Genomic DNA, 396 nt, shown 5'->3' with positions numbered 1-396 from the left:
CTTCCAAGCTGTTGTCGCGAGTTCGATTCTCGTCACCCGCTTTATATTTAGGGCCTATAGCTCAGCTGGTTAGAGCGCACGCCTGATAAGCGTGAGGTCGATGGTTCGAGTCCATTTAGGCCCATTAATAACATTGTTATTATCAGAAAAATAATAAACTTGGATGATGGGGAAGTACTCAAGAGGCTGAAGAGGCGCCCCTGCTAAGGGTGTAGGTCGGGAAACCGGCGCGAGGGTTCAAATCCCTCCTTCTCCGTTTTATTATTTGCATATCCTGGCCCGTTGGTCAAGCGGTTAAGACACCGCCCTTTCACGGCGGTAACACGGGTTCGAGTCCCGTACGGGTCATATTTGGAGGTTTAGCTCAGCTGGGAGAGCATCTGCCTTACAAGCAGA

Annotated in this window: 3 tRNA genes; all 3 read left to right on the top strand. The window is 50.3% G+C overall.

The features are described 5' to 3' along the window. Positions 1–50: 50 nt before the first annotated feature. The 3 genes from ADH02_RS06660 (at position 51) to ADH02_RS06650 (ending at position 348) form a co-directional block, all read left to right on the top strand. A tRNA-Ile gene (locus tag ADH02_RS06660) sits at positions 51–124 on the top strand. A gap of 44 nt (positions 125–168) precedes the next feature. After that, a tRNA-Ser gene (locus ADH02_RS06655) sits at positions 169–256 on the top strand. 20 nt (positions 257–276) lie between these two features. After that, positions 277–348, top strand: a tRNA-Glu gene (locus ADH02_RS06650). Positions 349–396: the final 48 nt, after the last annotated feature.

It is taken from the genome of Streptococcus sp. 263_SSPC, from assembly GCF_001071995.1.
Classification (GTDB): domain Bacteria; phylum Bacillota; class Bacilli; order Lactobacillales; family Aerococcaceae; genus Granulicatella.
This window is presented reverse-complemented; position numbering and strand designations above follow the sequence as displayed.